19 protein-coding genes are annotated in these 22,928 nt (G+C 66.7%); 10 read left to right on the top strand and 9 right to left on the bottom strand.

Going from position 1 to position 22,928, the window contains the following annotated elements; all coding sequences use genetic code 11:
• Window positions 1-65: 65 nt before the first annotated feature.
• Window positions 66-719 (top strand): RnfABCDGE type electron transport complex subunit B, encoded by a 654-nt coding sequence (locus tag AC1RVY_RS02320; protein ID WP_492805110.1) that lies wholly within the window; start codon window positions 66-68, stop codon window positions 717-719.
• 69 nt (window positions 720-788) lie between these two features.
• Here AC1RVY_RS02320 and AC1RVY_RS02315 read toward each other — a convergent pair whose 3' ends face one another.
• The gene (locus tag AC1RVY_RS02315; protein ID WP_218338554.1) at window positions 789-2,279 is read right to left on the bottom strand and encodes a methyl-accepting chemotaxis protein; all 1,491 of its coding nucleotides are present in this window, start codon (window positions 2,277-2,279) and stop codon (window positions 789-791) included.
• A gap of 167 nt (window positions 2,280-2,446) precedes the next feature.
• On the opposite strand from AC1RVY_RS02315, the gene dapC reads away from it, so the two are divergent.
• From dapC to AC1RVY_RS02285, 6 genes are all read left to right on the top strand, one after another.
• Complete coding sequence (dapC, locus tag AC1RVY_RS02310; protein WP_492805109.1) at window positions 2,447-3,652, top strand: succinyldiaminopimelate transaminase; 1,206 nt, start codon at window positions 2,447-2,449, stop codon at window positions 3,650-3,652.
• Between the two features lie 16 nt (window positions 3,653-3,668).
• Window positions 3,669-4,502 carry a 2,3,4,5-tetrahydropyridine-2,6-dicarboxylate N-succinyltransferase gene (gene dapD, locus AC1RVY_RS02305; RefSeq protein ID WP_218294964.1) on the top strand — a complete coding sequence of 278 codons (834 nt, stop codon included), beginning with the start codon at window positions 3,669-3,671 and terminating at the stop codon, window positions 4,500-4,502.
• A gap of 78 nt (window positions 4,503-4,580) precedes the next feature.
• Entirely contained in the window at window positions 4,581-5,744 is a 1,164-nt protein-coding gene (locus AC1RVY_RS02300) for a PilT/PilU family type 4a pilus ATPase (protein ID WP_218294963.1), read from the top strand.
• A 156-nt stretch (window positions 5,745-5,900) separates the two neighbouring features.
• Complete coding sequence (dapE, locus tag AC1RVY_RS02295; RefSeq protein ID WP_492805106.1) at window positions 5,901-7,106, top strand: succinyl-diaminopimelate desuccinylase; 1,206 nt, start codon at window positions 5,901-5,903, stop codon at window positions 7,104-7,106.
• On the top strand, window positions 7,103-8,035 hold the full coding sequence (gene prmB, locus AC1RVY_RS02290) for a 50S ribosomal protein L3 N(5)-glutamine methyltransferase (protein ID WP_218294961.1): 933 nt from the start codon (window positions 7,103-7,105) through the stop codon (window positions 8,033-8,035). Before dapE ends, prmB begins: the two co-directional genes overlap by 4 nt.
• Window positions 8,036-8,146: 111 nt before the next feature.
• Window positions 8,147-10,204, top strand: a complete 2,058-nt coding sequence (locus AC1RVY_RS02285; RefSeq protein WP_492805105.1) for an ABC-F family ATP-binding cassette domain-containing protein — start codon at window positions 8,147-8,149, stop codon at window positions 10,202-10,204.
• Between the two features lie 490 nt (window positions 10,205-10,694).
• On the opposite strand, the gene phbB is transcribed toward AC1RVY_RS02285, so the two are convergent.
• The 3 genes from phbB to AC1RVY_RS02270 all read right to left on the bottom strand — a co-directional run bounded on the left by phbB (window position 10,695) and on the right by AC1RVY_RS02270 (window position 14,800).
• Entirely contained in the window at window positions 10,695-11,432 is a 738-nt protein-coding gene (phbB, locus tag AC1RVY_RS02280; RefSeq protein ID WP_218294959.1) for an acetoacetyl-CoA reductase, read from the bottom strand.
• A 301-nt stretch (window positions 11,433-11,733) separates the two neighbouring features.
• Window positions 11,734-12,912, bottom strand: a complete 1,179-nt coding sequence (locus AC1RVY_RS02275) for an acetyl-CoA C-acetyltransferase (protein WP_492805103.1) — start codon at window positions 12,910-12,912, stop codon at window positions 11,734-11,736.
• Between the two features lie 187 nt (window positions 12,913-13,099).
• Window positions 13,100-14,800: a PHA/PHB synthase family protein gene (locus AC1RVY_RS02270; RefSeq protein ID WP_369642488.1), complete on the bottom strand. Its 1,701-nt coding sequence runs from the start codon at window positions 14,798-14,800 to the stop codon at window positions 13,100-13,102.
• Window positions 14,801-14,924: 124 nt separating this feature from the next.
• Here AC1RVY_RS02270 and AC1RVY_RS02265 point away from each other — a divergent pair, with 124 nt between their 5' ends.
• Complete coding sequence (locus AC1RVY_RS02265; RefSeq protein WP_492805102.1) at window positions 14,925-15,260, top strand: hypothetical protein; 336 nt, start codon at window positions 14,925-14,927, stop codon at window positions 15,258-15,260.
• On the opposite strand, the gene AC1RVY_RS02260 is transcribed toward AC1RVY_RS02265, so the two are convergent.
• From AC1RVY_RS02260 to AC1RVY_RS02250, 3 genes are all read right to left on the bottom strand, one after another.
• The gene (locus AC1RVY_RS02260) at window positions 15,180-16,055 is read right to left on the bottom strand and encodes a purine nucleoside phosphorylase YfiH/LACC1 family protein (RefSeq protein ID WP_492805101.1); all 876 of its coding nucleotides are present in this window, start codon (window positions 16,053-16,055) and stop codon (window positions 15,180-15,182) included. The two genes, AC1RVY_RS02265 and AC1RVY_RS02260, sit on opposite strands and share 81 nt — an antisense overlap.
• Window positions 16,052-16,720: a maleylacetoacetate isomerase gene (gene maiA / locus AC1RVY_RS02255; protein WP_492805099.1), complete on the bottom strand. Its 669-nt coding sequence runs from the start codon at window positions 16,718-16,720 to the stop codon at window positions 16,052-16,054. Before maiA ends, AC1RVY_RS02260 begins: the two co-directional genes overlap by 4 nt.
• Window positions 16,721-16,824: 104 nt before the next feature.
• Complete coding sequence (locus AC1RVY_RS02250) at window positions 16,825-17,280, bottom strand: MarR family winged helix-turn-helix transcriptional regulator (RefSeq protein ID WP_218294953.1); 456 nt, start codon at window positions 17,278-17,280, stop codon at window positions 16,825-16,827.
• Between the two features lie 141 nt (window positions 17,281-17,421).
• On the opposite strand from AC1RVY_RS02250, the gene AC1RVY_RS02245 reads away from it, so the two are divergent.
• Window positions 17,422-18,117: a fumarylacetoacetate hydrolase family protein gene (locus AC1RVY_RS02245; protein WP_218294952.1), complete on the top strand. Its 696-nt coding sequence runs from the start codon at window positions 17,422-17,424 to the stop codon at window positions 18,115-18,117.
• Between the two features lie 120 nt (window positions 18,118-18,237).
• The gene (locus tag AC1RVY_RS02240) at window positions 18,238-18,789 is read left to right on the top strand and encodes an NUDIX hydrolase (RefSeq protein ID WP_218294951.1); all 552 of its coding nucleotides are present in this window, start codon (window positions 18,238-18,240) and stop codon (window positions 18,787-18,789) included.
• A 69-nt stretch (window positions 18,790-18,858) separates the two neighbouring features.
• On the opposite strand, the gene AC1RVY_RS02235 is transcribed toward AC1RVY_RS02240, so the two are convergent.
• Window positions 18,859-19,668, bottom strand: coding sequence for a hypothetical protein (locus AC1RVY_RS02235; protein ID WP_218366890.1), 810 nt, complete (start codon window positions 19,666-19,668; stop codon window positions 18,859-18,861).
• Window positions 19,669-20,553: 885 nt separating this feature from the next.
• Window positions 20,554-22,902 (bottom strand): penicillin-binding protein 1A, encoded by a 2,349-nt coding sequence (locus AC1RVY_RS02230; RefSeq protein ID WP_492805097.1) that lies wholly within the window; start codon window positions 22,900-22,902, stop codon window positions 20,554-20,556.
• Window positions 22,903-22,928 lie beyond the last annotated feature (26 nt).

Genomic DNA, 22,928 nt, shown 5'->3' with positions numbered 1-22,928 from the left:
CGCCGCACATTCCCAGCCCTCCCCCCGCAGCACCGTCAGCGCTTGCGGTGCGGATTGACGCGGCATTGCCCCAGACGCAATGCACGCGCTGCGGCTACCCGGATTGCGCGGCATACGCCCACGCCATTGCGGAGCATGGCGTCCCCATCAACCAGTGCCCTCCCGGCGGGGCCGAGGGCATTGCCCGCCTCGCCGCCATCACCGGGCAGCCGGTCTTGCCGCTGAGCGCCGAGCACGGCACGGAGGCCCCCCGCGCCGTGGTTTTCATCGACGAGGCGTGGTGCATAGGCTGCACGCTGTGCATCAAGGCCTGCCCCACCGACGCCATCGTGGGTACCCACAAGAAAATGCACACGGTCATTGAGCCTTACTGCACCGGCTGCGAACTGTGCGTGCCTGTGTGTCCGGTGGATTGCATCCACATGGAAAACATCAGCGGCGCCGCCACCGGCTGGTCCGCCTGGTCCGCGCCGCTGGCCCAGCAGGCACGCCAGCGCTATCAGGCACACCGCGAACGCCTGCCCCTGGAGGCGGTGGTGGAAGACAAGGATTTTCCCGAGATCAACGCGGCTGCCATGCCCACCATAGCCTCGGCAGACCACAATCCGTCCACCTCTCTCATCCGAGGCGAAGAGGACAAGGCCCAGGCACTGCGCCAGGCCGCCATTGCCGCCGCGCTGGAACGTGCCCGCCAGCGGCGCGCCCAAAACCCGCGCTAGACGCACAAGGCAGTGAGGAGGCCTCCGCCCCTCCTTCTGCCTTTCTGCACAGAAGCCCGCCAGGTGTGCTCAGCGCGCCGCCAGCGCCTTGTACACCCCACACCCCACATACAGATCTCCCACGCGGCTGACATAGGACATCTTTGTCTGCACCGCGCCGGTGGAGGGGTTGGTGATGTTGTACTCCACCCAGCCCGGGGCATGGTCGGCCTGGCCGACGATATCACTCACGAGGCGGTCCCCCGCGATGCCCGGGATGTCCTGTACGCGTGTGCCCACCTTGGCGGTGTTGCCACCAAAGGCAAGATAGGTGCCGGCGGTATCCAGCACGAACACATACATGTCCCGGTCGTGGTACGGCTGGCTCTTGTCGGTAATGCTTCGCAGGAACTGGTCGCGCGAAGTGCTCTTGTGCAATGCCACTGCCCTGCTCACCAGCGCCACGGCCTCCTCGGCGGTGCCCTGCTGCAGGCGAAATGCCGACACCGCGCGCGACAACGTGGATGCCCGGCTCTCCAGGGCTTCGGCCTGTTGCACGGCATGGCCCACCATCTGGGCGTTGTGCTGGGTGATCTGGTCCAGTTGCTGCACGGCGGCACTGACTTCGCGCAGGCCCGTGCTCTGCTCGGTGCTCGACCCGGAGATCTCGGACATGCTGGCCGCCACGCTGCGAATACCTCCCGCCATGTCGGAGATGCCCTCCCCGGCCGAACGGATCAGGCCTGCGCTGGTCTCGACCTGGCTGACCGAGGCGCCGATCAGCTCGCGGATTTCGTGCGCCGCATCGCTGGACCGCTTGGCCAGCGTGCGCACCTCCGCGGCCACCACGGCAAACCCGCGGCCCTGCTCGCCCGCCCGTGCGGCCTCGACGGCGGCGTTCAGGGCCAGGATGTTGGTCTGAAATGCAATGCTGTCGATGACGCCGATGATTTCGGTCATGCGCCGCGCCCCTTGCTGGATGGCCTCGACCGATTGAACGGCACGTGCCATGGCTTGCGCGCCCGCATCGGCCGCGCTGCGCACCTGGGCGGCCCGCGCATCGGCACTCTGGGCCGTCTGCGCGTTGTTCTGCACGGCGGACGACAACTGTTCCACGCTGGCCGCTGTCTGTTCCAGATTGGCCGCCTGCTGCTCGGTGCGGTCGGCCAGGGACCGGTTGCCCTCGGCCAGGCTCTGGCCCGCATGGGCCACCAGCGCCGCGTTGCTGCGGATGTCGGCCACCATGGAGGAGAGCGTGATCACCATGCGGTCGAGCGACTTCGCCATCTCTGCGACCTCATCGTGCCCATGGTCGCCGCGGGCCTGTGCGCGCAGATCCCCGCCCTGGGTCAGCTCGATGGTCCGCGCCAGCCCGGCGAGGTCGCTCGAGAGGCTGATGTAGAGCGCCAGCAGGGCATAGGCCACCACTCCGGCACCCAGCGCGAACAACCACCAGGGCGATCCCCATGCCGCGATGGCGAGCGCGGCCGCCACCAGGAAACCCAGCGAGAGCAGTTTGCCAGGCAGATGCCACCTGCGCATCCACCAAAGTCCCGGACGCAGCGGTAGGAATCCTGACATCATGTCTCCTCTTGTCGTTCTTGCAACTGGCGCGAATCCTAGGGGCCGGCACTTACGGCGGATTGACAGACCGGGTGCAGGGGGCCTGCCGGGGCGCCGCCCACCCGGGCCCGCAGCCCACGCATGCTGCGGCAATGGACCGGGCCCATCGCCCATAATGGCGCCCCATGAATCCCCTGCTTTCCCATCTCCAGCCCTACCCTTTCGAGCGGCTGCGGCAGCTATTCGCGGGGGTGGCTCCCCCGGCAGCCTACAGTCCCATCAGCCTGGGCATGGGCGAGCCACGCCATCCTACACCGCAGTTCATCAAAGATGCACTTAGTAACAACCTCAGTGGGCTGGCGAGCTACCCGGCCACGGCGGGGGAGCCGGCTCTGCGCGAGGCCTTCACCCGATGGCTGAATCAGCGGTATGCGATCACCCTGGACCCCGCGACCCAGGTCCTGCCCGTGAACGGTTCGCGGGAAGCGCTTTTCTCGTTTGCGCAGACCGTCATCGACCCTTCACAGGGCCAGCCGCTGGTGGTCTGCCCCAATCCGTTCTATCAGATCTACGAAGGCGCCGCGCTGCTGGCGGGCGCCACCCCCTACTACGCGGCCAGCGATCCGGCGCGCAACTTCGCGGTGGATTGGGACGCCGTGCCGAAAACGGTGTGGCAGCGGACCCAGCTGCTTTTCGTGTGCTCCCCCGGCAACCCCACCGGCGCGGTCATGCCGCTCGGCGAATGGAAGAAGCTCTTTGAACTGAGCGACCGCTTTGGTTTTGTCATTGCCTCGGACGAGTGCTACAGCGAGATCTACTTCCGCGACGAACCTCCATTGGGCGGCCTGCAAGCCGCAGACCAGCTGGGCCGCGGCGGCTACAGGAACCTCATTTCCTTCACCAGCCTCTCCAAGCGCAGCAACGTGCCCGGCATGCGCAGCGGCTTCGTGGCGGGTGACGCGGCCCTCATCAAGGCGTTCCTGCTGTACCGCACCTACCATGGCAGCGCTATGAGCCCCATCGTGCAGGCGGCCAGCATTGCCGCCTGGGGCGATGAACAGCACGTGGTGGAGAACCGCGCGCGCTACCGCAAGAAATTCGCCCAGGTCACGCCCTTGCTCGCCGGCGTCATGGAAGTCGCCCTGCCGGATGCCGGCTTCTACCTTTGGGCCAAGGTGCCCGAAGCCCTGGGCATGGACGACGCCGAGTTCGCGCGCGCCCTCTTGGCTCAATACAATGTCACCGTGCTCCCCGGCAGCTACCTGGCCCGCGAGGCCCAGGGCAGCAACCCCGGCGCCCAGCGCGTGCGCATGGCCCTGGTGGCCGAAACCGAAGAATGCGTGGAAGCCGCGCTGCGCATCGTGCAATTCATCCAATCCCGTACTGCCTGATCTGATCGACAACGACATGACCCAACAACTCCAAACCCTCATCGACAACGCCTGGGACAACCGCGCCAGCCTCTCGCCCTCCGCCGCCCCCAAGGAAATCCAGGACGCTGTCGAGCACGTGATCGCCGAGTTGAACAACGGCAAGCTGCGCGTGGCCACGCGCGAAGGCGTGGGCCAGTGGACCGTGCACCAGTGGATCAAGAAGGCCGTGCTGCTGTCGTTCCGCCTCAAGGACAACGAAGTGGTCAAGGCCGGCGACCTGGGCTTCTACGACAAGGTGCAGACGAAATTCGCCCACCTCTCTGAAGAAGAGATGAAAGCCACGGGCGTGCGCGTGGTGCCCCCCGCCGTGGCGCGCCGCGGCAGCTTCATCGCCAAGGGCGCGATCCTGATGCCGTCGTACGTGAACATCGGCGCCTACGTGGGCGAAGGCACCATGGTCGACACCTGGGCCACCGTGGGCTCGTGCGCGCAGATCGGCGCCAACGTGCATCTGTCGGGCGGCGTGGGCATCGGCGGCGTGCTGGAGCCGCTGCAGGCCGGCCCCACCATCATCGAAGACAACTGCTTCATCGGCGCGCGCTCCGAGGTCGTCGAAGGCGTGGTGGTGGAAGAAAACTCGGTGCTGGGCATGGGCGTGTACCTGGGCCAGAGCACCCCCATCTTCAACCGCGCCACGGGCGAGATCAGCTATGGCCGCGTGCCCTCTGGCTCGGTGGTGGTCAGCGGCAACCTGCCCAAGACGGCCGCCAACGGCGCGCCCTACAGCATGTACGCCGCCATCATCGTCAAGCAGGTGGACGCGCAGACGCGCTCCAAGACCAGCATCAACGACCTGCTGCGCGACTGATCGCGGCTGACCGGCCCCGCACCTGACCGGCACGATCAGCGCCACCCCAGACAAAGACGACAAACAGAGGGACACACCATGAGCACGATGGAACGGATTCTTCGCCTGATGGCCGAGAAAAAAGCCTCCGACGTCTATTTGTCGGCCAATGCGCCGGCGCTGATCAAGATCAACGGCGAGTGCGTGCCGATCAACAACCAGATCCTGCCGCCGGATGCTCCGCGCAACCTGCTCTCCGAAGTGGTCCCTCCGGACCGCATCGAAGAGCTGGAAGAAACCGGCGAGCTCAACATGGGCGTGCCACTCAGCGGCGTGGGGCGTTTTCGCGTCAGCGCCATGCGCCAGCGGGGCAGCTATGCGGTGGTGATCCGCTTCATCTCGCAACAGATCCCGGAATTCAGTTCGCTGGGCCTGCCTCCCGTGCTGCGCGAACTGATCATGGAAAAGCGCGGCCTCATCCTGGTGGTGGGCGCCACGGGCTCGGGCAAGAGCACCACGCTCGCGTCCATGATCGACACCCGCAACGAAGCGCTGACCGGCCACATCCTCACCATCGAGGATCCGGTCGAGTACCAGTTCAAGAACAAGAAATCCATCGTCAACCAGCGCGAGATCGGCAGCGACACGCAGTCGCTGCAGACGGCCCTGAAGAACGCGCTGCGCCAGGCGCCCGACGTGATCCTGATCGGGGAAATCCGCGACCGCGAAACCATGTCCGCCGCCATTGCGTATGCGCAATCGGGCCACCTTTGCCTGGCCACGCTGCACGGCAACAACAGCTACCACGCGCTCAACCGGATCCTGTCGTTCTACCCCGTGGAAGTGCGCCCCACCATGCTGGGCGACCTGGCTTCCGCGCTCAAGGCCGTGGTGTCGCAGCGCCTGGTCCGCAAATCGGATGGCGGCCGCGTCCCCGCGGTGGAAGTGATGCTCAATTCCAAGCTGGTGTCCGAGCTGGTGGAGAAAGGCGATTTCTCCGGCGTGAAGGAAGCGATGGAGAAATCCATGGCGGAAGGTTCGCAGACCTTTGAGGAAGCGCTGGCGCACCTGATCATGGAATCCAAGATCGACCGCAAGGAAGGCCTGGCGTACGCGGATTCCCCCACCAACCTCATGTGGCGCCTGCAGAACGACTTCTCCCTGGCGGCCAATGCGGCCAAGGCCCAGAAAGAAGCGCGGGATACCCCGGACGACCAGCCTTCGTTCACCGAGATCGTTTTGGACGTGAAACCGGCTGCATGATCCCTCCTGAGTCGCCTTCGGCGCACTGCCCCCGGGGTGACGGCGCCCTGGCTGCGGCGCGTGCCCGGCGCCACACGCCCGGGCCGGGCCCGTGTCTGACGCGGCGTCTGGGACAATCGACTATTTAAACGCCCCCTGTCTTACCCACCCCTTCCCATGTCCCGCACACTGCATCTGGCCGAACAGCTCATCGCCCTGCCCTCCATCACCCCCGAGGACGCGGGCTGCCTTGACGTGCTGGCGGCCCGCTTGGCCGCGCTGGGATTCGTGTGCGAACGGCTGGACAGCGGCCCGGCGGATTTCCGCGTCAGCAATTTGTGGGCAAAACGGGCTGCAGCCCAGGGTGGAAAAGCGCCATCAGCTATCAAAACAATAGTATTCGCAGGCCACACCGATGTGGTGCCCACGGGGCCGCTGGCGCAGTGGAGCAGCGATCCCTTCGTCCCCACACACCGTGGCGGCAAGCTCTACGGCCGGGGCGCCAGCGACATGAAGACTTCCATCGCCGCGTTCGTCGTGGCGGTCGAGGAATTCCTGGCGCACACGCCAGAGCCCCTGGTCCAGCTAGCCTTCCTGCTCACCAGCGATGAGGAAGGCCCGTCGGTGGACGGCACGAAGGTCGTGGTCGAGCAGCTCAAGGCGCGCGGCGAGCAACTGGACTACTGCATCGTCGGCGAGCCCACGTCGGTCGAACGCACCGGCGACATGATCAAGAACGGCCGGCGCGGCACGCTCAGCGGCAAGCTCACCGTGCGGGGCATCCAGGGCCACATCGCCTACCCGCAACTGGCGCGCAACCCCATCCACCAGGCGCTGCCTGCCCTGGCCGAACTGGCCTCGACGGTATGGGACCAGGGCAATGCCTTCTTCCCGCCCACCAGCTGGCAGATCAGCAACATGCATAGCGGTACGGGCGCCACCAACATCATCCCGGGGGACGTGGTGGTGGACTTCAATTTCCGCTTCTCCACCGAATCCACGGCGGAAGGCCTCAAGCAGCGCGTGCACTCCGTGCTCGACCGCCACGGGCTGGAGTACGACCTGCGCTGGACGTTGGGCGGACAGCCTTTTCTCACCACGCCGGGTGAACTGGTGGACGCCGTGCAACAGGCCATCGCGGCGGAGACCGGCCTCACGACCGAGCTCTCCACCACGGGTGGCACCAGCGATGGCCGCTTCATCGCGCAGGTCTGCCCCCAGGTGATCGAACTGGGCCCGCCCAACGCCAGCATCCACAAGATCGACGAACACGTGGTGGTGGCCGACATCGAGCCGCTCAAGAATATCTACCGCCGCACACTGGAAAACCTGCATGCGCAGGCGCTGGCAGCCCCCGAGGCCGCCCCGGCGGTGCGTGCATGAGCACGGCGGCACCCCACGCCGTGGCGGGCACCACGGTCGGCGCGCTCGTCGAATCGGGCAGCCGGCAGCTGGCCGCAGCTGGCGTTTCCTTTGGCCATGGCACCACGAACGCCCACGATGAAGCCGCCTGGCTCGTGCTGTGGCGCCTGGGCCTGCCGCTGGACAGCGACCTGTCGGACGCGCCCGATTCCCTGAGGAACCAGTCTGTCGCACCCGAGCAGGTCGCCCTGGTGGCCACCCTTTTCGAAGAACGCGTCCGCACGCGCAAGCCCGCCGCCTACCTCACGCAGGAGGCCTGGCTCCAGGGCGTGCCGTTCTACGTGGACGAACGCGCCATCGTCCCGCGCAGCTTCATCGCCGAGCTGCTTGTCGACGGCGGCGCGGACGAGTACCTGAGCGACCACACCCACCGGGTGCTGGACCTGTGCACGGGCAACGGCAGCCTGGCCGTGCTGGCCGCCATGGCCTGGCCCGAGGTGCTGGTGACGGGTGCCGACATCTCGCCCGACGCCCTGGCCGTGGCCCGGATCAATGTGGACAAGCACGGCCTGCAGGACCGCATCCAGCTGCAGCTCTCCGACGGCCTTCAGGCCCTTCCCGGCCCCTGGGACCTGATCCTGTGCAACCCGCCCTACGTGAATGCGGCCAGCATGGCCACCTTGCCCGCCGAGTACCGCGCCGAGCCCGCACTCGCCCTGGCCGGCGGCAGTGATGGCATGGACTTCGTACGCCAGCTGTTTGCTGCCGCGCCCGCCTGCATGAGCGAGGATGCCGTGATCATTCTGGAGATCGGCAACGAGCGCGCCTACTTTGAAGCAGCCTTCCCCCAGTTGCCTGTGTTCTGGCTCGATACCAGCGCTGGCGAAGACCAGGTTTTGCTGGTGACCCGGCGGGCCCTGGCCGCCCAATCCCGTCTCGCGGCACAATAGAGGGTTGCGCGCCGCTGCCGCTTGCATCGGCTGCACCGATTGCAGCAGCGCTGGCCCCCTGCTTTTTCATGCCACCCGCCCAGCGCGGGTGCGCCTTTTTGTGAACTCCGGATGATCACCCTCAAGAACGTTACCTTGCGACGCGGCGCCAAAGTCGTGCTCGACAGCGTTTCCGCCACCATCAACCCCGGCGAGAACGTCGGACTCGTGGGCCGCAACGGCGCGGGCAAGTCCAGCCTGTTCGCGCTGCTCAGCGGCAAGCTCCATGAAGACGGTGGAGACTTCTACATCCCCGCGAGCTGGCGCATGGCCGAAGTCGCGCAGAACATGCCCGAGACGGACCAGTCCGCGACCGAGTTCGTGCTGGAAGGCGATACGCGGCTGGCCGAGGTCCAGCAGCAGCTGGTGGAGGCCGAGGCCAGCGACGACGGCATGGCCATTGCCCATGCGTATTCCGACCTGCACGACGCCGGCGCACACGACGCCGTGGCGCGCGCCCAGGCGCTGATCCTGGGCCTGGGCTTTCGCGTGAGCGAGCTGGAGCAGCCGGTCAACAGCTTTTCGGGCGGCTGGCGCATGCGCCTGCAGCTGGCGCGGGCCCTGATGTGCCCCAGCGACCTGCTGCTGCTGGACGAGCCCACCAACCACTTGGACCTGGACGCGCTGGTCTGGCTGGAAGCCTGGCTCAAGCGCTATGCGGGCACCATGATCGTGATCAGCCACGACCGGGAGTTCCTCGACGCCATCACCAACGTCACCCTGCAGATCCAGCAAGGCGAGTTGAACCGCTACGGCGGCAACTACAGCAAGTTCGAGGAATTGCGCGCCCAGCAACTCGAACTGCAACAGGCCAGCTTTGCCAAGCAGCAGGAGAAGATGGCCCACCTGCAGAAGTTCATCGACCGCTTCAAGGCAAAGGCCAGCAAGGCCAAGCAGGCGCAAAGCCGCGTCAAGCAACTCGAACGCATGGAGAAGATCGGGCCAGTGCTGGCCGAAGCGGACTTCACGTTCGAGTTCAAGGAGCCGGCCAACCTGCCCAATCCGATGCTGGCGATCAGCGACGCATCGTTCGGCTATGTGGATGACGAGGGCGCGGCCACCACCATTCTCAGGGGCGTGAACCGCTCGGTGCTGGCGGGCCAGCGCATCGGCATCCTGGGCGCCAACGGCCAGGGCAAATCCACCCTCGTCAAGACCATCGCCCGCACCATGAAACCCCTGGGCGGCAGCGTGACCGAGGGCAAGGGACTGAACATCGGCTACTTCGCCCAGCAGGAACTGGACGTGCTGCGCCCCGCGGAGAACCCGCTGGAGCACATGATCCGCCTGGCCAAGGAGCTGGGGCCCGATATCAAGCAACCGAGCCGCGAACAGGACCTGCGCAGCTACCTGGGCACGTTCAACTTCACAGGCGACATGGTCAAGCAGGCCGTGGGCACCATGAGCGGCGGCGAAAAGGCGCGGCTGGTGCTGGCGATGATCGTCTGGCAGCGCCCCAATCTGCTGTTGCTGGACGAGCCCACCAATCACCTCGACCTGGCAACCCGCGAAGCCCTGGCCATGGCGCTCAACGACTTCGATGGCACGGTCATGCTGGTCAGCCACGACCGCGCGCTGCTGCGCTCGGTCTGCGAGGACTTCTGGATGGTGGGCCGGGGCGTCGTAGGGCCTTTTGACGGCGATCTGGACGACTACCAGCGCTACCTGCTCGAGGAATCCAAACGCCTGCGCGAGGAGGCCCGCCTGGCCGAGCAGGCGCAGACATCCTCAGCGGCGAGCCAGGCACCACCCCCAGCCTCCGTGGCACCTTCGCCAGCGGTGGCACATCCCGCCCCCGCGACCGCCCCGGCCCCCACACCGGCCGCCGCCCCCACCCCTTCGCGCGATGGACGGGAGCAGCGCAAGCTCGATGCCCAGGTGCGTCAGCAGCAGGCGGAAAAAACCCGGCCCCTGAAAAAGGAGCTGGAACAAATCGACAAGCGCCTGGCCGCCCTGTCCACCGAGCGGGCCGCGTTGGAGCACAAGCTCACCCAGGCCCTTGCGCCGGCGGAGATCGCCGAGTGTGGCCGCAACCTCAAGGCAGGGAACGACGAGACAGCCAGGCTGGAGGAGCGTTGGCTGGAAATTTCTTCGGCCCTGGAAGAAATGTCGGCGTCGGCAGCGGGTTGAAAATGTAAATCCATGTAAGCCAAAAGACTCTATTTTTTGGCACTGGCGCATATCTGGAAAGCATTTAGTGCTTCATTTTTGATAGCGATTTACATTGTAAACAGACGGGCACTGGCGGTTGCATTTTTTTGCGAAACGCTGTCAACGGACTGTGGATTGGCTGCGTTGTTGGTACATCACAGGAGTTTTCAGCATGAATACCACCGCAATCTTGTCCGCCTGGCCCGAAGACGAACGCGACCGCAAGCGCGCTCCCGCCCGCCTCTGAAGGCGCCGCAGCCAGCGTTTCCCGCCCGAAGGCCCTCAAATGCCAGCCACCACCATGAAGCACGAACCATACCAACGTGTGGGCCATGCTTGCACCGGGTGGCGCATTTCATAGCCCCATCGAGGCAAGACGCCCGGCAGTCCTTCCCTCTTGCTCCTCCCCAACAAAAAACCCCGCACTGCGGGGTTTTTGTTCTTTGCGGCAAACAGCGGGCCCAGGCCATCAGCCCATGTGCAAGCCGCCATTGACCGAGAAGTCAGCCCCGGTGGCATAGCCCCCTTCTTCCGATGCCAGCCAGGCAATGATCGATGCGATTTCGCTGGGTTCGCCCAGGCGCTTGACGGGAACGGTCGCCACGATCTTTTCGAGCACGTCAGGGCGGATCGCCTTGACCATGTCCGTGCCGATGTAGCCAGGGCTCACGGTGTTGACCGTCACGCCCTTGGTGGCCAGTTCCTGCGCAAGGGCCATCGAAAACCCATGCATGCCCGCCTTGGCGGCCGAATAGTTCGTCTGGCCTGCCTGGCCCTTCTCGCCATTGACCGAGCTGATGTTGATGATGCGGCCCCAGCCCTTTTCCACCATGTCGGCCACCACTTGCTTGGTGACGTTGAACATGCTGTTCAGGTTGGTCTCGATCACCGCATCCCAGTCTTCGCGCGACATCTTGAGGAACATGCGGTCGCGCGTGATGCCCGCGTTGTTCACCAGCACGTCGATGTTGCCGTGTTCCGCCTTGGTCTTGCCAAAGGCCTCGACCGTGGAATCCCAATCGCCCACATTGCCCACTGACGCATGGAAGGTGTAGCCCAGGGCCTTTTGCTCACCCAGCCACTTGGCATGGTCGCGGGTCGGTCCGCAACCGGCAATGACCTTGAAGCCCTCCTTGTGCAGGCGCTGGCAAATGGCGGTTCCGATGCCGCCCATGCCGCCGGTGACGTATGCAACTTTCTGGCTCATGTGATTTCTCCTTGTTGATTGGTGATGCCTTCAGCGTCCACTCTACCCAAGAAATCGGACACTGCCGTGAAGGAAAACACTGAAGCCCTTTCCTTTTTGACAGATTGGCCTGCACCGCGGCCAGGACGCCTTGAATTCGGCGCGCGCTGCCACGCCTTGATACAAAAAAGGTCCACGGCCATACCGGCATGCGGACCGCAGCCTGACGGCGTCCGGAAATAAAAAAAGCCGCGCGAACGCGGCCTCGGCCCGGGATCGGTGGAGGTTGCGCGGCATGGACTGCCGCGCCCCCCCTGGTGCCTCAGCGCTCCACCGCGAGCGATACGCCCATGCCTCCGCCAATGCACAGCGCGGCGAGCCCCTTCTTGGCGTCGCGGCGCTGCATTTCATGCAGCAGCGTCACGAGGATGCGGCAGCCGGACGCGCCGATGGGGTGGCCGATGGCGATGGCGCCGCCGTTCACATTGACCTTGGCCGGATCGATGGCCAGCTCCTTGTTCACGGCACAGGCCTGGGCGGCAAAGGCTTCGTTGAGTTCGAACAGGTCCACATCCGCGGCACTCCAGCCCGCGCGCTGCAGCGCCTTGCGCGATGCAGGCACAGGGCCCATGCCCATGGTGGCGGGGTCCAGACCGCTGGTGCCGAAGGCCGCGATGCATGCCAGGGGCTTGAGACCCAGTGCGGCGGCCTTCTTGGCGCTCATCACGACCACGGCGGCCGCGCCGTCATTGAGACCGGAGGCATTCCCCGCCGTCACGCTCCCTGCCTTGTCGAACGCGGGGCGCAGGCCGGCCAGCGCTTCGGCATTGGTCTTGCGGTTGAGGTATTCGTCGGCATTGAAGACGATGGGGTCGCCTTTCTTCTGCGGCAGGCTCACGCCCACGATTTCGTCAGCGAACCTGCCGGCATCCTGCGCGGCAGCGGCCTTTTGCTGGCTCGCCAGCGCCAGGGCATCCTGCATGTCGCGGGTGATGCCGTACTGCTTGGCCACGTTCTCGGCCGTGATGCCCATGTGGTACTGGTTGTAGACGTCCCACAGGCCATCGACGATCATCGAGTCGACCATCTTCCAGTCGCCCATGCGCTGGCCGTCGCGCGAACCGTTGAGCACGTGGGGCGACAGGCTCATGCTCTCCTGCCCGCCGGCCACGACGATCTCGCTGTCGCCCCATGCCACGGCCTGCGCCGCCAGCATCACGGCCTTGAGGCCCGAGCCGCACACGGCGTTGATGGTGAGCGCGGGGGTCTCCTTGGCCACACCGGCCTTCATGGAGGCCTGGCGCGCCGGGTTCTGGCCCACGCCCGCGGTCAGCACCTGGCCCATGATGACTTCACCAATCTGGTCGGACGAGAGGCCCGCGCGCGCGATGGCTTCGCGTATCACGATGGCGCCCAACTCGGTCGCGGGCGTCTTGGCCAGTGCGCCACCAAACTTGCCCACGGCGGTGCGGGCGGCCGAAACGATGACGATGTCTTCCATGGAATGTCCTTGTGGTTGGGGGTTGTTGCTTGGTAATTCTCGCAGCGCCGCGGATCAGTGCTTTTGCGTATCCGCCGGTGCCGGCGCTGCCCCGGCGCGGGCCGCCAGACAGGGGCCGCAATGCGGGGCGGCGCCGCCGTCCCTGATCGGCAATGCACGCCAGAGGCGACCCAGGGGCTTGCGCATGTCACGCCTTCTGCTTGACGTAGCTGCCCGGTGCCGGCTCGGTGGCCCTGAATTTCGTGCCCTTGCCGTAGGCCTTGGGGGCCGCGATCTGCTTGCCGGCATGGCCCTTGAGCCATCCGGACCAATCGGTCCACCAGCTGCCGGGGTGTTCGGTCGCGCCCTCCAGCCACGAGTCCAGCGTGGCGGGCAGCTTGCCGTCCGCGCGGATCCAGTGGCTGCGCTTGCCTTTGGCGGGGGGGTTGATGACGCCGGCGATGTGGCCCGAGGCCCCCATCACGAAGCGCTTCTTGCCAGGCAGCACCTGGGTGGATGCATAGGCGGCGTTGATGGGCACGATGTGGTCTTCGCGCGAGCCGTAGATGTACACCGGCAGCGTGAGGTTTCCAAGGTCCATCTTCTCGCCGCACACGGTGAGCCTGCCGGGCTTGACCAGGTTGTTCTCCAGGTAGAAATTGCGCAGGTACCACGCGTAGAACGGCCCGGGCAGGTTGGTGCTGTCGCTGTTCCAGTACAGGAGATCGAACGGCGGCGGCGTCTCGCCCTTGAGGTAGTTGCCCACCACGTAGTTCCACACCAGGTCGTTGGGACGCAGGAAGCTGAAGGTCGATGCCAGGTCCTGCCCCTTCATCAGCCCGCCCTGCCCCATCTGCATCTCGCGGAACTTCACGAACGCCTCGTCGATGAACACATCCAGAATGCCGGTGTCCGTGAAGTCGATCAGGGTGGTGAGGAACGTGGCGCTGGCCACGGGCTCGTCGCCCCGCGCCGCCAGCACGGCCAGCGCATTGCTCAGGATGGTGCCGCCCACGCAGAAGCCCAGCGCGTTGATCTGTTCGGCGCCGGTGATGTTCCGCACCACGTCGATGGCCGCCATCGCGCCGTCTTCCACATAGTCGTCCCAGGTCTTGTGGGCCAGGGCATCGCCGGGGTTGCGCCAGCTCACGACAAAGGTGCGATGGCCTTGTTCGACGGCGTAGCGGATCAGCGAGTTCTCCGGCTGCAGGTCGAGGATGTAGAACTTGTTGATGCACGGCGGCACCAGCAGGAAGGGGCGCTCATAGACCTTGGCGGTGAGTGGCTTGTATTCGAGCAGCTGGAACAGCTCGTTCTCATACACCACGGCGCCCTCGGTGGTGGCCACGTTGCGGCCCACCTCGAACAGGCTTTCGTCGGTCATCGACACATGGCCCTGTGTGATGTCGTGCAGCAGGTTCTGCATGCCCTTGGCAATGCTCTCGCCCTTGGTTTCGATGGCCTTCTTCTGCGCCTCGGCGTTGAAGGCCAGGAAGTTGCTCGGCGCCATGGCGGCCATCCATTGCTCCACGCCGAAACGGATGCGGGCCTTGGTTTTTTCGTCGGACTCCACCGCCTCGGCCAAGCCCATCAGGGTGCGCGCATTGAGCAGGTAGGCGGCGGCCGAGAAGGCCGCGACGGGGTTGCTGGCCCAGCCCTCGCCGGAGAAGCGGCGGTCCTTGACCTCGGGCGCGCCCTGCAGGCCCTGCGCCCACAGTTCCTGCGCTTCCTTCAGGTACTGCTGCTGCAGCGCCTGCAGCTTGCTGGGTGAAAACTTCAGAGGGGGGGTGGCGGGTACCTGCGTACCAAGGTCCAGCTTCTGGAACGACTGCAGTGCCTGTGACCAGCTTTGCCCGAAAATCTGCTGGAACTGCTGGGCGCTCTCGGCCCATGGTGATTCAGAATTCATGCTCTTTCCTCAGTGATTGGTCGCTCGCAGCGGCAGGGCTTCTTGTTTTTTGTGTCTCGGGTTCATTGTTGCCGACCCACTTCAGCATGGCAACGGATTCAACGCTCGCAGCGAACATAAACCAATGTACCTCATCGTCATCGCCTGGACCTACGTCACCCTCATGATGGCGGTGGCCGAAGCCACCAGCCCCACCGGGACGCTGCTGGGCGCCGTGATCACGTTCGCGCTGTATGGGCTGCTGCCCATGGGCATTCTGGTGTACATCCTGGGCACGCCTTCGCGCAAGCGCGCGATCAAGGCGCGTGAAGCCGCGGAGCAGGCCGCCCACGATGCCGAGCAGGCCGCGGGGGCCCGCGAGGCTGGCGGCCCCGATTCCTCAGCCGCGCCAGATGCAGGCAGCGAAGCGCCCGCTGCCGCCCAGGGCGGCGCTGTCGCGCCGGTGGGAAAAGAACCTTGATGCGTTCGTGACGGTGCACCATGGCGGTGTTCCGTCATTGCCGTGGACATGGGTGATTCCGAGCGCCTGCAACCGCCGCCGCGCGAGGCCCGCCAGATCGCACAGGTACTTGCCGCTGGCGTGGCCGCTGGGCGCGAAGCAATCCTGCAAGGCCGGGGCAGTGTCGCAAAAAGCCGCCCGCACCTCGGGACCCACCTCGAACGCCTGCGGGCCGATGCAGGGCCCCAGCCAGGCCAGCGTGTCCTGGGCCACCCCTTGCAAGGGCAGAATTGCTTCAATTTTTATAGCATCGTACGCTTGATCTGCCTGGGCCAGCGCGAAAAATCGCTTGAAAACCGATTCCAGCACCCCCTGCCCGTCCACCCCCGCGAGCCCGCGCCATCCCGCATGGGCCGCCGCCACGGCCCGTCCTGATCGGTGGGCGAACAGCACCGGCAGGCAGTCGGCCACCATGATGGTGCAGGCGACCGCGGGAACCGCCGCCACGCAGGCGTCGGCCTCGATGCCGTCGGGCGTGCCGCCGTCGAGCTGCACCACGCCATCGCCATGCACCTGGCTCAGAAACACGGGCCGCGTGCCCGCTGTCACCCTTTCGAGGGCGGACTGAAGCCGAAGGCGGTTGGCGCGGACAGCGGCGGGGTCGTCCCCCACATGCATGCCCAGGTTCAGGCTGTCATACGGGGGCAGGCTCACACCACCCGCGCGGGTGGTGCACAGCGCATGCACGCCCGGCGGCAAGGGCCAGTCCGGCACCAGCCAGTCGGTGGCCTGCAGGGAGTGCGTGCGAAGGGTCAAGCTTCGTTGTCCGGACAGGCGGAAGGCTGGGCCTTCTGGAATGCGGGCAGCCCCATGCAGGCGTCGAACGCGCCCATCGTGAGCGGCAGGCCGCCCAGGTCGACCTTGAAACGCTGGGCGTTGAAGATCTGCGGCACCAGGCAGCAGTCGGCCAGCGTGGGGGTGCCGCCCCAGCACAGCACCGAGGGCGCCAGCCCCTGGGCCGCGCGCTCCTGCGAGAGCAGCACCAGCTGCCGCTCGAAGGCCTCGAGCCCGCTGCGCAGCCAGTGGTGGTACCACGCGTTCTTGGCGGCTTCATCCACCTTCAGCTCCCGCACCAGATACTTGAGCACGCGCAGGTTGTTGATCGGGTGGATCTCGCACGCCACCATCTGCGCCAGCGCCCGCACGCGCGCCCGGTCCAGGGCCGTGGCGGGCATCAGGGCGGGTGTGGGATGGGTCTCGTCCAGGTATTCGATGATGGCCATCGATTGCGACAATGCCTCTCCGCCATCGGTCACCAGCGTGGGCACCAGGGCATCGGCGGCGAGGGCCGCATAGGCAGGCTGCTGGTGCTCGCCCTTCACGAGGTGCACGGGAATGTAGTCGTAGGCCAGGCCCTTGATCTGCAGCGCGATGCGCACGCGAAACGAGGCCGAGGAGCGGAAGTAGTTGTACAGCTGCATGGGGATGGGGATTGCTTCGATGGATCGGTGGGCGTGCGTGCCGTGGAGAGCGGCGGTTGTACGGTGCGTCCCGCAAGCCCTGCCACGGCCCGGCGGGGCCGGCGTCATGCGCCCGAGGCGCCGGCCGGGTCCTGGTGGTTGTAGACGACCTTGGTGAGCAGCACCATCAGGTCGCCGCGCTCCTGCGCGTTGAGGGGCGCCATCAGACGCTCCTGCACGCGCTGGGCGGCATCGCGCATCTGCAGGGCCGCCACTTCGCCTTCCGGCGTGATCCACAGCAGCTTGCGGCGGCGGTCGCGGGTGTCGGGTTCGCGGCGAATCCAGCCGCGCTTTTCCAGGCGCCCGATCACCGACCCCGAGGTGGCCGCGTCGAACGCCACGCGGGATGCCAAGGTGACCTGGTCTTCCCCGGGCCGGGCCAGTAGTTCATGCAGGATGGCGAACTGCACGGGCGTCACGTCAAACCCCGCTGTCTCCTCCATGAAAAGCGCCACGGTACGCTGGTGGGCACGGCGCACCAGGTGGCCTGGCGTGTTGTGGAAATCGAAGCTCTTTGCCATGGGCGCGAGTGTAGCGTCCCACAGCAAGACGCCCGCACCCATGGCACACTGCCACACTTCGGCCCGGCCCGCAGGGCAACCCGCCCGCACGCCAGGCCCGCACCCGTTCCATCGCACCCAGAGACAAGAAGAAAGGCAGACATGAGCTACGTGTTTTCTCCCGCACCGGTGGCCAGCGTGCCCGTGGCCGGCAGCGCCGACCGGTTCCCCGTGCACCGCATCTACTGCGTGGGCCGCAACTACGAAGAACACGCCAAGGAAATGGGCTTCACCGGCCGCGAGCCGCCGTTTTTCTTCATGAAGCCGGCCGATGCCATCGTGGTGGTGAATGCGGGCGAGACGGGCCAGCTGCCCTACCCCAGCCTCACGGCCAACCTGCACCATGAGATCGAACTGGTCGTGGCCATTGGCAAGGGCGGGAAGAACATCCAGGCCGCCGATGCGCTCACCCACATCTACGGCTACGCCGTGGGCCTGGACATGACGCGCCGCGACCTGCAGAACGACATGAAGAAACAGGGCCGCCCCTGGTGCATCGGCAAGGGCTTCGACGCGAGCGCGCCCATCGGCCCCATCACGCCCGCCGCGCAGGCCGGTGACGTGGAGAAGGCCGGCATCTGGCTGCAGGTCAACGGCGCGGACCGCCAGCGCAGCACCGTGGCCCAGCTCATCTGGAACATCGCCGAGACCATCGAGCACCTGTCGGCCGCATGGGAGCTGCAGCCCGGCGACCTGATCTACACCGGCACGCCCGAAGGCGTGGGCGCCGTGGTGCGCGGCGACGTGCTCGAGGGCGGCGTGGACGGCCTGGGCACGCTGCGGCTGAGCGTGGTGTGACGCCCTGCGGCCTGGGCCACCTGGCGCACAGGCCCCGGCGCGCAGCCAAAAGCTATCCTTTTCATAGCTGCCAGCGCTGATGGAACAAGCGCCAGCAGCCTATTTGAATCAAAACCCCCGATGACCTTCCGCAGCCCCATCAAACACTGCCGCGCCTGTGGCACCGCCGTGGTCTACCGCCTGCCGGACGACGGCGACACCAAGCAGCGCGCGGTGTGCCCCACCTGCAGCACGGTGCACTACGAGAACCCGCTCAACGTGGTGGGCACCGTGCCGACCCTGCCCGATGGACGCGTGCTGCTGTGCAAACGCAACATCGAACCGCGCTGGGGCAAGTGGACGCTGCCGGCGGGCTTCATGGAACTGGACGAAACCACGGCCCAGGGCGCTGCGCGCGAGACGGACGAGGAAGCCGGCGCACAGATCGAGATGGGCCCGCTGTTCAGCCTGCTCAATGTGCGCCGTGTGGGGCAGGTGCACCTGTTCTACAGGGCCCACCTGCTCAGCGACCAGTTCAACCCCGGGTATGAAACCATAGAGGCGCGGCTCTTCACCGAAGACGAGGTGCCCTGGGACGAGATCGCCTTCCGTACCGTCAAGGAAACGCTGGAAGCGTTTTTTGCCGACCGCAAGGCGGGCAGCTTCGGGCTGCACTGCATCGATATCGAATAGCGCCCGGCCCCTGGACGGCCCAGCCCGGGGGGTACGTGCCCCCGGTCCGCCGGACGTGCCGACCCTGCCTCAGTGGAGAAACAGGTTCCAGGGTGCAGGAACGGTGGTGAGGATGGAGCGGCCGCTGAAGCCCGCCTGCGCCGGCTGAACCACCGACGCATTCACCACGCCCGCGTTGCCGCCGTTTCCGCCGCTGGCCCCGCCGCCCCCTCCAGCAAGGGACGATCCCCCCGAGAAATCGTCCAGACCCATCGCGCCGCCATTGACCAGCAGCGATCCCGTGACCACGGGCGTGGAGGACGCCACCAGGTGGATGATGCCGCCCCCACCACCACCTCCCGCGCCCGCGCCCACCGCGTTGCCAAGGTTGCCGTTGAAGCCATTTCCGCCATGCCCGCCATTGGCCAACAGTGCGCCCGCCACCGTGATGTCGCCGCCGGCCGCGATGACGATCACGCCTCCTGCCCCGCCACCGGCCCCGGCGGCGTCCGCGCCCTGGGTCATGGCGTTCTGCCCGTTGCCGCCATTGGCCTTGATCACGCCCGATGCGGTGACGGTCACATTGCCCCCGGCAAGGATCACAAGTGATCCGCCCCCGCCTCCACCCGTGTCCTGCGCGTTCGGCCGGCTACCCGCCCCACCCGCGGCGGCTGGCGGTTTCAAGAGCCGCGCGGCAGAGAGTGCTGGCAGTCCGATACCGCCTTGGGGTGTCCCGGGTGACGACAGCGCAATACCGGGGTGTGGCGTGACATTGCTGGCCCCTTGCGACCCTTCAAGGACGGTGATGGAGCCGGAAATGGTCACGTCGCCGGTCGCGCGCAGCACGGTCCCGCTGGGAAGCGTCAGCGCTCCCGCGATGTCGATCGTGGAAAACTGCATGTGGTGCCGTCCGCCAAGGCTGTTGAACCCTGCTGTCGTGGACAGGTCGATGGTCGAGGCAATCGACACGGTATAGGCCCCCGCGGAGCCATCACCATACGCCGCGACGGAGCCTGCGGGCCCTTGGGGCCCCGCGGGCCCCTGCGCACCTGCAGGCCCTTGCAGCCCCGTGGCGCCCGCTGGGCCCACGGGGCCGGTGGCACCCTCAGGACCGGCCGCGCCTGCAGGGCCCACCGCTCCCGGGGTTCCCGGGGCGCCTGCCGCTCCGGCAGGCCCTGCGGGCCCCATCGGCCCCGTGGCGACGCCCGCCGTGCAGCCTCCCACCGCGCCGCTTGCGCTTTCAAAACAGAGCAGGCTGCCTTGTGCGGGCGCACCAGCCAGTCCGGGCATCCGGATCCTGCCCGCATCGTCCACGCGAAAACGCACGGTCTGGGTTGCCGAATCGGTCACCACGAGGGCGCCGCCAGGTGGAGGCGTCAACCGGATATCTGCGGCCCCGCCGAGGCAGGGGGTCAGTGCAAAACCGCAAGCAAGGGCATAGCTCGGCAGCGAGAAACGAAAGCGTCTTGGAGTCATTTTCTGTGGGTCGTGGATGCACGATGGGCGGGACGCGGCGAGCTTCGCTCCCTGCCAAGGGCGACAGGACCGGTTGCAGGCACACCGCGGTGAAGGGATGAATGAAATGGGTCACGGCGGGTCTCCGGTGGCCCGTAAAAGCACCCGGCGGGAGCGCCCGGCCCCAGGCAAAGCACATTTGCGGAAAATGCCCCCCCGGGGACGGCACACGTAACAATTTCATCGCCGCGCATCCTAGCGGCGGTCATGGGCTGGCGCCAGCAAAAAGTGACCGGCCCGGCCGGGACCGCGAGCCGCCCGCAGCCGTGCTCAGCCGCCCACGCGCTCTTCGGCGGGTGCCGGGGGATAGCCCGGATCGGTCGTGACGGGAGGCAGGCCCTGGCCTCCAGGCGGCCGGGGCGCAGCAGGACCCAGGGGCCACGCTGCTGGCGCGGAGGGCACCGGTGCTGGCGGTGCCGTGTCGCTGCCAAACAGCCCGCGTATCCAGTCGCGCATGACGCCGAGCGAGCTATCCGCCGGCGGGGGCGGTGGGGTGGTGTCGAACTCATCGAAGAACCGCTCCTGGCCGTCGATCACCTTGGCCCGGATCGCCTGCTGCATGAACTCGCCCACCATGGGCAGCGCGCTGCGGGCGCCCTGCCCCCAGTAGTCGCTGCGCAGCGTGATGCGGCCATCGTTGAAGCCCGCCCAGGCCCCCGCCACCACGCGGGCATGCATGAGGATGAACCAGCCATCCGTGTTGTCCTGCGTCGTGCCGGTCTTGCCCGCCACATCGGCCTGGATGCCATAGCGTGAGCGGATCGCGGTGGCGGTGCCCCTGTCCACCGCGCCGCGCATGGTGTTGCGCAGCGTCTGGGCCGCGCGGCCTTCGAAGACCGCCTCGGGCACCGGCTTCGCGAAGGTCTCGAGCACCTTGCCGTGGCGGTCCTCGATGCTGGTGATGAGCACCGGCTCCACATAGCGCCCCAGGTTCACGATGCTGCTGTAGGCCGAGATCATCTCCTTGAGCGTGACCGGGCTCGTGCCCAGCGCCAGCGATGGCACTTCCTCGAGCGGCGACTGCCGCACCCCCAGCGCCCGCGCCACTTCGGCCACGCGGGCGGGGCCGACCTGCTGCATCACCTGCGCGGTGATGGTGTTCTTGGAGAGCGCCAGTCCATCCGCCAGCGTCATGGGCTCGTCGCTGGGCGGGCGCCCGTCGGTGGGGCGCCACACGCGGCCACCGCCCAGCGGTATCTCCACCGCGGCATCCATCAGCGTGTCGCCGGGCGATGCCCCCTTGGCAAAGGCCGCGCCGTACACGAAGGGCTTGAACGTGGAGCCGGGCTGGCGCCGGGCCGCCTGCACGTGGTCGAAGGGGTCCTGGGCGAAGTCGCGGCTGCCCACCCAGGCCAGCACATGGCCCGTGACGGGATCCTGCGCGAGAAACCCCGCCTGCACGCGCGTTTTCTCGAGGCGCAGCTTCTGCAGGAAGGCGTCGTCGGCCAGGAGCGCCTTGAGCGCCTCGGCGGGCTCTTCCCCCTTGTCCAGCGCGGCGCGGTATTCGCTGCTTTCGCGCACCAGGGTCTGCACCAGTTCGTTCTGGGGCCCCCAGCCATCGCGCTTGCTCCAGGCGGCATCGGCCACGCCCTGCAGCTGGCGGCCCTGGCGCGCCACGGCCTGATTGGCATAGGCCTGCAGGCGCGAGTCGATGGTGGTGCGGATCACCAGACCATCCGAATACAGGCTGTAGCCCTTGCTGTCGGCCCAGTCGATGAGCTGCTTGCGCAGCTGGATCGCAAAGTGCGGCGCGGGCCCCATGACCTCGGTCTGGCGCTCGAAGTTGACGCGCAGCGGGCGCTTTTGCAGCGTGTCGAACTGTGCCTGCTCCAGCTTGCCGCGCTTGACCATCTGCGACAGCACGGTGTTGCGCCGGGCCTGCGCACGCTCGGGGTTGAGCACGGGGTTGTAGTAGGCCGTGCCCTTGAGCATGCCGATCAGCGTGGCGCTTTCCAGCACATTGAGCTTGTCGGCCGACTTGTCGAAGTACGTGCGCGCGGCCATCTCGATGCCAAACGCGTTGTACAGGAAGGGCACGGTATTGAGGTAGGTTTCCAGGATCTCGTCCTTGGAATACGACAACTCGATCTTGAGCGCCGTGATGGCCTCCTTGAGCTTGCGCGTGAGGGCCTGGGGGAACACGCGCGAGCGGCCGATCTCCTCCGGAAACAGGTTGCGCGCCAGCTGCTGCGTGATGGTGGAGCCGCCCTGCGGGGCGCCGCGCAGCGTGTGCACCACCGACGATACCGTGCGCCTCCAGTCCAGGCCGAAGTGGTCGTAGAAGCGGTGGTCCTCGGTGGCGATGAGCGCGTTCACCACATGCGGAGAAATCTTGTCGAGCTCCACCCATTCGCGATTGGCCCAGCGGTACTCGGCCAGCAGCTTTCCGTCCACCGACATGAGCTGCGCGGGCAGCTCGCTCTTGGCCTTGCGGATGTCGCTGATGGAGGGCGTGAACGGGATCAGGACCAGGGTGTATGCCAGCACCGCGGCAGGCAGCGCGAGGGCGCCCCACAGCAGCGCGCGGCGCAGCGGGCGGGGCATCCAGGCAAACAGGCCGGCCAGCCAGCGGAACAGGGCCGCGGCGCGGGCCTGGAAGGAAAGCAGCAATGTGCGCATCAAGAACTCGGAGTAAGGGGGAGAGC

The sequence above is a fragment of the Acidovorax sp. GW821-FHT11A03 genome (genome assembly GCF_058809075.1).
The sequence above is the reverse complement of the archived record's forward strand: the minus strand, read 5'-3'. Positions and strand labels throughout refer to the sequence as shown.